Origin of the sequence: Phocaeicola coprocola, assembly GCF_041333015.1 — a bacterium.
Lineage (GTDB): Bacteria > Bacteroidota > Bacteroidia > Bacteroidales > Bacteroidaceae > Phocaeicola > Phocaeicola coprocola.
In genome coordinates, this window is the sequence record NZ_JBGKGM010000003.1 from 239548 (window position 1) to 251281 (window position 11734).

Here is an 11734-nt window from a genome sequence, read left to right on the forward strand (position 1 = left end):
TGCGTACATCCGTATGATAAGAAGGCGGAAAATAAAGTAATTTATTTGGATATCTGTCTTTGAGTGAACGTAAAAAACTCCCTGCACTCATATTCTATCCCAAATATTTATATTACATTTGCACGACAATTTAAGAAATACATAAAACTATACATATATGAATATCTCGTATAATTGGCTGAAAGAATATGTCAACTTCGATTTGACACCCGATGAAGTGGCAGCCGCACTTACTTCCATTGGTCTGGAAACAGGCGATGTAGAAGAAGTTCAATCGATAAAAGGAGGATTGGAAGGGCTTGTTATCGGCGAAGTGCTGACTTGCGAACCGCATCCAAATTCAGATCACATGCATATCACTACCGTTAATTTGGGACAGGGCGATCCTGTTCAGATTGTTTGTGGAGCTGCAAATGTAGCTGCCGGACAAAAGGTAGTAGTTGCAACACTCGGAACCAAACTGTACGACGGTGATGAGTGCTTTACCATCAAGAAGTCAAAGCTTCGCGGCGTTGAGTCGAACGGTATGATTTGCGCTGAAGACGAAATCGGTATCGGTACAAGCCACGAAGGTATCATTGTACTTCCTGAAGATGTTGTACCGGGAACTCTTGCCAAAGACTATTATAATATCAAGAGCGATTACGTGCTGGAGGTAGATATTACTCCTAACCGTTCGGATGCCTGCTCTCACTATGGTGTTGCACGCGATTTGTATGCATGGTTGATTCAGAACGGACGTCAGGCAACATTGAAACGTCCTTCGGCAGATGCATTCAAGGTCGACAATCACGATATGAACATTGATATTGTGGTAGAAAACACTGAAGCTTGTCCCCGTTATGCAGGTGTTGCTATCAAGAACGTAACAGTAAAGGAAAGTCCCGAATGGCTGCAAAACAAACTGCGTCTTATCGGTGTACGTCCTATCAACAATATTGTCGATATTACCAATTACATTCTTCATGCATACGGTCAGCCGATGCACTGCTTCGATGCTGACAAGATTAAAGGTGGTAAGATTGTAGTAAAAACTTGTCCCGAAGGAACTAAGTTCGTTACTTTGGATGAAGTAGAACGTAAGCTTTCCGACCGTGACCTGATGATCTGTAATGCAGAAGAACCGATGTGCATCGCCGGAGTATTCGGTGGACTCGATTCTGGAACTACAGAAACAACAAAAGATGTATTCCTCGAAAGTGCATATTTCCATCCTACATGGGTACGTAAGACTGCACGCCGTCACGGGTTGAGCACAGACTCTTCTTTCCGCTTCGAACGTGGTATCGATCCTAATGGTACTATTTACGCACTGAAAGAAGCAGCCCTGCTGGTAAAAGAACTTGCCGGCGGTGAGATTGCATCCGAAATAAAAGACAACTATCCTGCACCTATAGCAGACTTCCCGGTAGAGCTTTCTTATGAATATACTAACGCTTTAATCGGAAAAGTTATTCCGGCAGAAACAATCAAGAGCATTGTAACCAGCCTCGAAATGAAGATCACTGGTGAAACACCCGAAGGACTGTCATTGCTGGTACCGGCATATCGTGTAGATGTTCAGCGTCCGTGCGATGTAGTAGAAGACATTCTTCGTATCTATGGCTACAACAATGTGGAAATACCTACATCTGTGAAGTCAAGCTTAAGCGTAAAAGGCGATGTAGACAAGTCTGTAAAACTTCAGAATCTTGTTTCAGAACAGCTGGTTGGTTGTGGATTCAATGAAATAATGAACAACTCTCTTACTGCTGCTACTTACTACGAAGGTCTGGAAACTTACAAGCCTGAAAATCTGGTACAGTTGATGAATCCATTGAGCAACGACCTTAACGTAATGCGTGCTACACTGTTGTTCGGTGGTTTGGAAAGTATCCAGCACAACGCTAACCGTAAGAATGCTGACCTGAAGTTCTTCGAATTCGGTAACTGCTATCACTTCAATGCTGAAAAGAGGAATCCGGAAAAAGTTCTTGCTGCTTATTCAGAAGAACTGCATTTAGGCTTGTGGATTACCGGTAAGCGTGTAAGCAACTCTTGGGCACATCCTGATGAAAACACTTCTGTATACGAGTTGAAAGCATACGTATTGAATATCTTCCGTCGTCTGGGAGTAAACTTCGGTGGACTGGTTTTCGGAAACCTGACCGACGATATTTATTCTGTAGCTATATCAGTACATACACGTGGAGGTAAATTGCTGGCAACTTTCGGTGTGCTGCATAAGAAAATACAAAAAGCCTTCGATATCGACAACGAAGTTTATTATGCTGACCTGAACTGGAAAGAGCTGATGAAAGCTATCAAGAACAATACAGTAGCTTATAAAGAAATCTCTAAGTTCCCGGCAGTAAAACGTGACCTTGCTTTGCTGATCGACAAGAAGGTACAATTTGCCGAAATCGAAAAGATAGCTTACGAAACAGATAAGAAATTACTGAAGAGCGTAGAGCTGTTCGACGTTTACGAAGGTAAGAATCTGGAAGCCGGCAAGAAGAGTTATGCGGTAAGCTTCATGCTTCAGGATGAAAATGCTACACTGAACGACAAGCAGATTGACAAGGTAATGCAGAAGCTGATTGCTAACTTGCAGAACAAGCTGGATGCCAAACTGAGATAATTAAGAAAATAACAATTATAAAAAACATATTAAAACATAAATCCAATGGGAAGAGCGTTTGAATATAGAAAAGCTACTAAGCTGAAAAGATGGGGTCACATGGCCAAAACATTTACAAGACTGGGTAAACAAATTGCTATTGCTGTAAAAGCTGGCGGTCCGGAACCGGAAAACAACCCGGCATTACGTTCAGTTATCGCAACTTGTAAGCGCGAAAACATGCCGAAGGATAATGTCGAACGCGCAATCAAGAACGCAATGGGTAAAGACCAGAGCGAATACAAAGGAATGACATACGAAGGATACGGTCCTCACGGAGTTGCTGTATTTGTTGATACACTGACAGACAATACAACACGTACCGTTGCCGATGTACGTTCTGTATTCAACAAGTTCGGCGGAAACTTGGGAACAACTGGTTCTTTGGCTTTCTTGTTCGATCACAAATGTGTCTTCACATTCAAGAAGAAAGATGGTGTAGACATGGAAGAACTGATTCTCGATCTGATTGACTACAACGTAGAAGACGAATTCGATGAAGATCCGGAAGAAGGTACAATTACTATCTATGGTGATCCGAAGAGCTACGCAGCAATTCAGAAGCATCTGGAAGAATGTGGTTTCGAAGATGTAGGTGGTGACTTTACATACATTCCTAACGACTTGAAGGATGTAACTCCTGAACAGCGTGAAACCATCGACAAGATGATAGAACGTCTGGAAGAGTTTGATGACGTTCAGACTGTATATACAAACATGAAACCTGAAGAGGTAGAAGAATAATATTACCCATCATTTCATTCCGGATAAAGCGGCAGAGCAGGCAGTGAAAACAGCCATTATAAGAATGCCCAGCTTTGTCCGGAATGTTTTTTTTATAGCAGCAAAAACTTCAACATCATGAAAATAAATTACAGAACACAAGGTACATGCAGCAGTAATATCGAGATAGAGGTAGAAAATGACATCATCACAGACGTACATTTCACAGGAGGCTGCAACGGAAATCTGAAAGGAATCAGTTCTCTTGTCAAAGGAATGAAAGTAGACGATGTAATCAGCCGGTTGGAAGGAATTCATTGCGGCAACAAATCTACTTCCTGCCCCGATCAGTTATGCAAGGCATTGCGTGCCATGAAAGCATAATACACAGCAATCTGCAATTATAAATACATCTCCACTTCTCATGAATATTTTGATTATCAACGGAAGCCCGCGCATTCACGGAAATATCTCTGCCATGCTGGATGCCATTCGCGAGGAAGCAGAACAAAGAGGAGCAGAAGTCACTACCGTCTTAGCTTCCCGATTGCAGGTAAAACCCTGTACCGGCTGTATGACCTGCCGTGAAACCCACCATTGTGTATTGCCCGAAGACGATGCACAGTGTGTACTTGCTGTCATAAAAAGCTGCGATGTGCTGGTTGTAGGAGCACCCTGCTATTGGGGAAATATGCCCGGGCAGTTGAAAATCATCTTCGATCGTATCGTATACGGCATGATAGGAGAAGATACCCGTGGGCTGCCTCTGCCGCTTCATAAAGGCAAAAAAGCCATATTGATAAGTACAAGCACTACACCTTTCCCTTTCAATATCCTGTTTGGGCAAAGCCGTGGCGCAATAAAAGCTATGCGTGAAATCTTAAAATGGAGCGGTTTCAAAGTCGTATCGGCTATTGAACTTGGTGGAACCAGACAGCATCCGGCAGGAGAGAAAGTGCTGAACCGTTGCCGGAAAGCAATTAAAAAATGCATGTAGATATGGCAGAGACTGACAACTCCCACAATCTTCGCAACAGACTTCTTGGGCGAATCCACGAAAACGACATTCATGAGTTGTGCCATGTTATCCAGTGCTGCGAAGATCATTCCTTACTCGAACAGCTTTACACTCTGCTCTTCGACAGCGAGAAAAGAGTTGCTGATAATGCAGCCTGGCTGTTCACTCATCTCGATGCAGCCCATCAAGGCTGGTTATACCCCAAATGCGACGAGCTGATGCAAGAAGCCATGAGTACATCCAGCGAAACAAAGCGCCGGTTACTGCTTACGCTACTTGTAGCCCAGCCATTATGTGAAGACAATCTCCGTACCGACTTTCTCGATTTCTGCATGAACCAGATGATATCTTCCGGAAGCTCTGTAGGAGTCCGGGCGCTAAGCATGAAGCTTTCCTTTCTTCTATGCAGATTATATCCCGAGCTTCTGGCAGAATTCAGTTCCGCACTCGAGATGCTGGACGATACCTCCCCGTTAACTCCCGCCTTGAGAGTTGCCAGAAAGAACATTCTGAAAAAGATACACTGAAAACAGATATACACCTTTATCGTTCTTTTCTTGTGAATGAAGAGAAAAATCCTTATCTTTAGGCAGTTGGTTAAATGTATGCTGCTATGGGAACTTTAGGATGTATAAACGATATGATGCAGCGCGATAAGGAAAACCGCGAACTGCGAAAAGTCGGCAAAAAACGTATGAGCGAAACTCATGGTCGTTTGCTGGGACTTACCGGCAAGCGTCGTTCGTCCGACATTTCACCCGAAAAACTAGAACAGATTCAGGCCGAAACAGAAGTACGGACTGCGTGGGAACAAAAGAGTTATTTTCGAGGAAAGTTAATATTTATTACCATTGTAGCTGTAGTTTCTCTATTGATATGGCTGGTGATTTTGTGGCTTTCGTAGAGAGTGCTGTTTTGTGATTCCGATATTTTACTTTCTTTTTGTAAGTATTCCTTCTATTTATTTAATAGGATATCCGAAGAAAATTCCCCTTCCGTCAGTAATATAAGGAGATTTTTATTCGTTTTTCACTCTTGAAAGATGCTTTATGGCAGTAAATGAGGCAAAGAAAGACGGTGAAAAAACAGTGAAAACATGCTGAAAGATTAATGAAAAGATGCCGAAAAAAAATAAAAACTTCCTGATGTTTTTCCTCTATTCCCATATTGCGGTGAAAAAGGTCCTATATGGACACTCCGGAAAGATCTTTTTTATCTCTTAAAGACATTTAAGCACTGTTTTTCTTTTAGCAGAAAGTCAGTCTTTATAGCTCCATTCTCTTTGAAGGCAATCTGCTGAGGCACTATCGGAAAAATACATCTGCCAGTTTAGCTGCTTTGCTTGCTTTCTGAAAAAATCTGCCTTATGAGAATCAGAAATAAATTCCAGCACCCCGGGGAGTAACCGAAAAAGAGATTCTCAAAAGGCAGAAATGTCATTTTGACAAAAAGTAAATTGATATGGATGATGTAAATTATAGCTGTCTGACAGAAAGTGTACGCAAATATTTTTATCAATATCCTTTCTTGTTGTGAGGCTGAGCTATCCGGTAACTTATATACGTTTTTCCTCTTCTTATTTTAAAGAGTAATTCCTGTCTGTCTTTCCTGGTCATTTTCGAGTGAATATTTACACAAAATTCGTACGTTTCACCCTTTTTCAAGTCAGGAAGGAGGAGCTTGCTTACCCTCTTGTTTTTGTAATATACATAAAAAAATGCTTTTTTGAGCTTCTTTTCGTCGTTGTTGCAGACTTTTATTTTCAGTCTTTTTCCCTCAGGCAACGTTCCGAATACGGGCGGATAAATTGCAACTTCGTCCAGCCGGTGATTTTCATCGTTTGTCTCTACTACCTCAAAATAACTTTTACACGATACATTTTGGGCATATAGTCCGCTTCCGCAGCATATAGCCAGCAGGAAAGCAAGTAATAATATTCCTTTTTTCATTTTTTGTGTCCTATTTGTTCTTGCCTATGTCTGTTTGTATAAACTGCCTTAAAGTTAAAAATAATATTGGCTTGTTGTAACAGGTTTTAGCTTTCCCCTTGCTCTTTTAAGCGTTTTTTTAAGACTGTTTGCTTTTGTTTCACAGAGGCGGAATCGAGAGAAAATTACTATATTCGCACTCATTCAGTCAAGGATGATATAAACCTTGCATTATTTCGATATACAATAGTAAAAAAATGAGACTTACATATATTTTTCACAGTGGCTTTGCCATCGAAACAGATCGGTGCATCCTGATATTCGACTACTGGATGGGCCCGGAGGGCATTGTACCTCAGCTGCTAAAAACTGAGAAGCCGGTGTACGTGTTCTCCAGTCATTTTCACGAAGACCATTTCAACCGGGAAATCTTTTCGTGGCGGCAAACGAGGTCCGACATCATTTATATCCTCTCGAAAGATATCCTGAAACATCGCCGGGCACAGAAAGAAGAAGCCGATGTCTGGCTTGCCAAAGGAGGTACATGGAGCGACGGACTGATTCGTGTGGCGGCAACTGGAAGCAACGACAGCGGTGTGTCGTGGATAGTGGAAACTGATGGCAGGCGTATCTTCCATGCAGGCGACCTGAATAACTGGTATGCCCGTTTCCTGACCGATGATTATCGGGGTGGGCTGGTCTACAGCGCCGAATTCGGTATCGATGTCAATCCCGAGAAAGAAGAAAAACGCTTTTTGGGAGAACTGAAAGACATCCGAAAAATAACGGACAGTTTCAGCGTGGTAATGTTTCCGGTAGACGGCCGTATCGGTAACGGATATACCCGTGGCGCCCGTCAGTTTATCGACACGTTTCAGGTAGGACTGCTTGTTCCCATGCACTTTGTGGCAAGTGGATTCGAGTCAGCCTGGCGTATGAAAGAGTTTACAGATGCTAAAAACATTCCTTTCTGGTGCATCAGCAGGGAAGGAGATAGTATTGAATTTTGAAGGGAAAAATAATTTACATATTGAGATGAAGCAGATAGAAGTTGTAGCGGCAATAATTTGTCGTGAAGGGAAGTATTTTGCCACCCAGCGCGGCTATGGTGAGTTTAAGGACTACTGGGAGTTTCCCGGCGGAAAGATAATTACCCAGCTTTCCACCTCACGATGCACTGCTTTCTATGCTCTGTCCGTTCCGGTCATCTGGTGTTGAAGGAGCATGAAAACGCAACTTGGCTGAATCGGGAGGAACTGGGTTCTGTGGACTGGCTTCCGGCGGATGTGGAGGTGGTGAAGAAGTTGGTGGGGAGAAATAATGTTGAAATAAAAGTAGAGAGGCAGGCGGTAATGTTTTAAATATTTATATCTTTGTGTATAGCGCAAAGAAACTGAGAATACAATAATATTAAATATTGGCTAAATAGCTTTTCTCTTTGGTGTTGAAATTTGATAAATGAAAAGAGAAAATGAGAGTTCCGAAGCAATTCAATAATATAACCGAACGTGTTATAGATGATTTGAAGCAGCTATTGTTGTCTGACAATAGCCAAGTCTCTATAGCGGCAGCCAGTTTTTCTATCTATGCATACGAAGCATTGAAAGAAGAACTGGAAAAGGTGGATTGTGTAAACTTTATTTTTACTTCACCGACGTTCTATACGGATAAGTCTGAAAAGCAAAAAAGAGAATTCTATATACCCAAATTAAATCGGGAAAGAAGTCTTTTCGGATCGGATTTTGAAATAAGGCTTCGAAACCAGCTTACACAGCGGGCTATTGCGAGAGAATGTGCAGACTGGATTCGCAGAAAAGCACGGTTCAAGACAAATATAACTCACGGCTCCATGAATACCTTCCTCAATATAAAGGAAGGTGAAGAAACATATACATATATGCCTTTCAATGAGTTTACCACTACTGAACTCGGGCTTGATAGAGGGAACAATATCTGTCCGATGGTGGTAGGTATGCCTGGACATAGTTCTACAGATATGTTTTTGAAGAATTTTGCGGAATTATGGAAAGACAAAGAGAAATTTCAGGATGTGACAGATAATGTCATAGAAAATATCGAAACCGTTTATAAGGAGAATGCACCGGCTTTTATCTACTTTATTACGCTATATAATATCTTTAATGAATTTCTTGAAGACATAAGCGAGGATGTATTACCTAATGAAGCTACAGGATTCAAAAGTAGTGTTATATGGAATAAACTGTATAATTTCCAGCGTGATGCATCATTGGCAATCATAAACAAACTGGAAAAATACAACGGGTGTATTCTTGCTGATAGTGTGGGATTGGGAAAAACATTTACGGCTCTTTCGGTTATCAAGTATTACGAAAACCGAAACAGAAATGTATTGGTTCTTTGTCCTAAAAAGTTGAACGACAACTGGCAGACATTCCGCTCCAACTATAAAAATAATCCGGTATTGGCAGACCGTTTGCGTTATGACATTCTGTTTCATTCTGACTTGTCAAGGGATAAAGGTTTGAGTAATGGACTTGACTTGGAACGGGTGAATTGGGGGAATTATGATTTGATTGTAATAGATGAAAGCCATAATTTCCGCAATGGCGGTCGGTTTGATAATGATGATGAAGATGATGATTTCAAGGAAAACCGTTATGCCCGGCTGATGAATAAAGTCATACGCAGTGGTGTAAAGACTAAAGTGCTTATGCTTTCCGCTACACCGGTAAACAACCGTTTCAGTGATTTGAAAAATCAGCTGCAACTTGCGTATGAAGGAAAGGCCGAGAATATAAATGATTTGCTTGATACAGGGAAGAACATAGATAGCATTTTCAGAGATGCGCAGACTGTATATTCTAAATGGGCTAAATTGCCTCCGGAAAAGAGAACAACAGAGAAACTGGTAGATTCATTAAGTTATGATTTCTTCCAGTTGCTTGATGCAGTTACCATAGCCAGAAGCCGAAGCCATATCATCAAGTATTACAATACGAATGATGTGGGCAAATTTCCTGAACGTTTGTCACCTGTATCACGCAGACCTAAGCTTACAGATTTGAACGATGCTATTACTTTCGCGGATATAGCAGAAATGCTTAACAGATTGAATCTTTCCATATATACACCTTCTCTGTTTATTTTTGAGAGTGAAAAAGGCAATTATGGAATAGATTATGAAGGTGAGGGACTCACTGTAGATGGCCGTGAAAAAGGTATTCGGAAGTTGATGGCTATCAACTTGTTGAAGCGTCTGGAAAGTAGCGTGAACTCTTTCCGTCTGACTTTGACAAGAATTCGTGATTTTATAAATGATTCTATTACTGCTATTGATAAATTCCAGGAAAGCGGTGCAGGAACAGTAGATGTAACTGATTTTTCAGAGGATTTTGATACTGAAGATAATGAAAATGATCCGTTTGTAGGTCGTAAATCAAAAATCAATCTTCGGGACATGGATTATGTGAGTTGGCGGCGTGATTTGAAAGCTGATTTGGAAGTGCTGGAACTGCTCATCCTTATGCTAAAGGATATTACACCGGAACATGATACGAAACTGCAACAGCTGGTAGCAGACTTGAAAAACAAGTTTGAACATCCAATCAATGGTAGCAATAAGAAAGTGCTGATATTTACAGCATTTGCTGATACAGCCAATTATCTGTATGAACAACTTTCCGGCAGGATTTTGAACGATTGCGGACTGCATACAGCTCTGATAACCGGCAGTACGGAAGGGAAATGTACTTTGCCAAAACTGAAATGTACATTCAATGATATATTGACCTACTTCTCGCCTTTGTCAAAAGACCGGTATGCCATTCATCCGAATGATACAAGAGAAATAGATGTACTGATTGCTACCGATTGTATCAGTGAAGGACAGAACTTGCAGGACTGTGATTATCTGATTAACTACGATATACACTGGAATCCTGTACGCATCATTCAGCGTTTTGGCCGTATAGACCGTATCGGAAGCAAAAACGATGTGATTCAGCTGGTGAATTATTGGCCGGACATGGAACTGGATGATTACATCAAGCTGAAAGGTCGTGTAGAAAGCCGAATGAAAGCAACTGTTATTACCAGTACAGGGGATGATAATCTGTTATCAGCTAATGAAAAAGGCGATTTGGAGTACCGCCGTAATCAGTTGAAGAAGTTGCAGAATGAAGTGGTAGATATTGAGGATATGGATACTGGTGTCAATATCATGGATTTGGGGTTGAATGAATTTCGTCTGGATTTATTGGCTAATCTGAAAGAGCATCCCAATATGGATTTGACACCTTTTGGTATGAGTGCGGTGGTCAATGCTTCTGAATTGATAGAACCGGGAGTGATGTATGTATTGAAGAACAAAAACAACGGTGTGAACATCGACCGTTCCAATCTGCTGCATCCCTTCTATATGGTTTATCTTTCGCATACCGGAACCGTTATCTGCGATCATCTGTCACCCAAGAAGCTGCTGGACAAGATGCGTTATGCCTGCAAGGATAAGACAGAGCCGGATAAGGTACTTTGCAAGCAGTTCAATAAGGAAACTCGTGATGGAAAGAATATGCGTCATTACAGCGACCTGCTGCAATCGGCCATAGAGAGTATTATCACAGTGAAAGAAGAGAGTGATATAGACAGTCTTTTCTCTGTAGGTGAAACAAGTGCTTTGACCTATAACATTAAAGGACTGGATGATTTTGAATTGATTTGTTTTTTGGTGATTAAGTAGATTATGGATAATATACTGAGTTTTCCTACTTCAACAATAGTCAATAAGCCAGTGCCGAAGAATGCGTTTTATGGAAGAAGCAGTGATTCTTCCTTGCGTGAATTTTTGACACGGGAGTTTGAAAGTATTGTTTGGCTATATAAGCTTGCACCTGCTACACTCAATGTAGAGGATGGTGAATATGTGCATGAGATTGACGTGTTCTATTGCAAGATGAAAGAGGACAGGTATAGTATTAAGCCTTTTTGTGCAATGGATGAATTGTTGCCACGGCATACGGTTTTCATTATTGAGTACGATGAAAAGTTTGATTTACTGATGCATCATAAAGAAATGTCGGTTATTCATGGTGAACAGAAATGGAAGTGTGGCATTAGTGAATTGAAACGGGATATACAGATTGATGCTGATACGTTGAATATTCTTGGGCAGTCTATGGATGCAGTTTACAACAGTTTGCTCAGTCAGATTTCTGGATTATCTGCATCTACAAGAGAAGAATATAGAGAACAAGTTGATTTGCGCAAGCAAATAGAAAGTATTCAGAAACAGATTATGACACTGCAAAAACGGATAAAAGCTGAAAAGCAGTTTAATCGACAAATGGAATTGAATACAGAGGTGCGTCAACTAAGGAAAGAAATAACATTACTAACTGACAAATTAAAAAAGAACAATATATAATT

General features: G+C 41.0%; 11 protein-coding genes. 10 read left to right on the forward strand and 1 reads right to left on the reverse strand.

Annotated elements, in window-relative coordinates; translation table 11 throughout:
- The first annotated feature begins 157 nt into the window (after positions 1-157).
- From pheT to ACDG22_RS10495, 6 genes are all read left to right on the forward strand, one after another.
- Positions 158-2620 carry a phenylalanine--tRNA ligase subunit beta gene (gene pheT / locus ACDG22_RS10470; protein ID WP_270212457.1) on the forward strand — a complete coding sequence of 821 codons (2463 nt, stop codon included), beginning with the start codon at positions 158-160 and terminating at the stop codon, positions 2618-2620.
- A 45-nt stretch (positions 2621-2665) separates the two neighbouring features.
- Positions 2666-3403 (forward strand): YebC/PmpR family DNA-binding transcriptional regulator, encoded by a 738-nt coding sequence (locus ACDG22_RS10475; RefSeq protein ID WP_007569966.1) that lies wholly within the window; start codon positions 2666-2668, stop codon positions 3401-3403.
- A 117-nt stretch (positions 3404-3520) separates the two neighbouring features.
- Positions 3521-3766, forward strand: a complete 246-nt coding sequence (locus tag ACDG22_RS10480; RefSeq protein ID WP_022125807.1) for a TIGR03905 family TSCPD domain-containing protein — start codon at positions 3521-3523, stop codon at positions 3764-3766.
- A gap of 40 nt (positions 3767-3806) precedes the next feature.
- The gene (locus ACDG22_RS10485; protein WP_270230667.1) at positions 3807-4379 is read left to right on the forward strand and encodes a flavodoxin family protein; all 573 of its coding nucleotides are present in this window, start codon (positions 3807-3809) and stop codon (positions 4377-4379) included.
- A 77-nt stretch (positions 4380-4456) separates the two neighbouring features.
- Positions 4457-4927, forward strand: a complete 471-nt coding sequence (locus ACDG22_RS10490) for a hypothetical protein (RefSeq protein ID WP_370858881.1) — start codon at positions 4457-4459, stop codon at positions 4925-4927.
- Positions 4928-5013: 86 nt separating this feature from the next.
- A complete protein-coding gene (locus tag ACDG22_RS10495) occupies positions 5014-5304 on the forward strand; it encodes a hypothetical protein (protein WP_022125810.1) in 291 nt (96 codons plus the stop codon).
- Between the two features lie 610 nt (positions 5305-5914).
- Here ACDG22_RS10495 and ACDG22_RS10500 read toward each other — a convergent pair.
- Positions 5915-6349 carry a hypothetical protein gene (locus ACDG22_RS10500; protein ID WP_007569950.1) on the reverse strand — a complete coding sequence of 145 codons (435 nt, stop codon included), beginning with the start codon at positions 6347-6349 and terminating at the stop codon, positions 5915-5917.
- 236 nt (positions 6350-6585) lie between these two features.
- Here ACDG22_RS10500 and ACDG22_RS10505 point away from each other — a divergent pair, with 236 nt between their 5' ends.
- The 4 genes from ACDG22_RS10505 (at position 6586) to ACDG22_RS10520 (ending at position 11732) form a co-directional block, all read left to right on the forward strand.
- The gene (locus tag ACDG22_RS10505; protein ID WP_270230665.1) at positions 6586-7338 is read left to right on the forward strand and encodes an MBL fold metallo-hydrolase; all 753 of its coding nucleotides are present in this window, start codon (positions 6586-6588) and stop codon (positions 7336-7338) included.
- A 162-nt stretch (positions 7339-7500) separates the two neighbouring features.
- The gene (locus ACDG22_RS10510; RefSeq protein ID WP_333492527.1) at positions 7501-7689 is read left to right on the forward strand and encodes an NUDIX hydrolase; all 189 of its coding nucleotides are present in this window, start codon (positions 7501-7503) and stop codon (positions 7687-7689) included.
- 110 nt (positions 7690-7799) lie between these two features.
- Entirely contained in the window at positions 7800-11048 is a 3249-nt protein-coding gene (locus ACDG22_RS10515; protein WP_270230664.1) for a helicase-related protein, read from the forward strand.
- Positions 11049-11051: 3 nt separating this feature from the next.
- Complete coding sequence (locus ACDG22_RS10520; protein ID WP_270230662.1) at positions 11052-11732, forward strand: DUF4391 domain-containing protein; 681 nt, start codon at positions 11052-11054, stop codon at positions 11730-11732.
- Positions 11733-11734 lie beyond the last annotated feature (2 nt).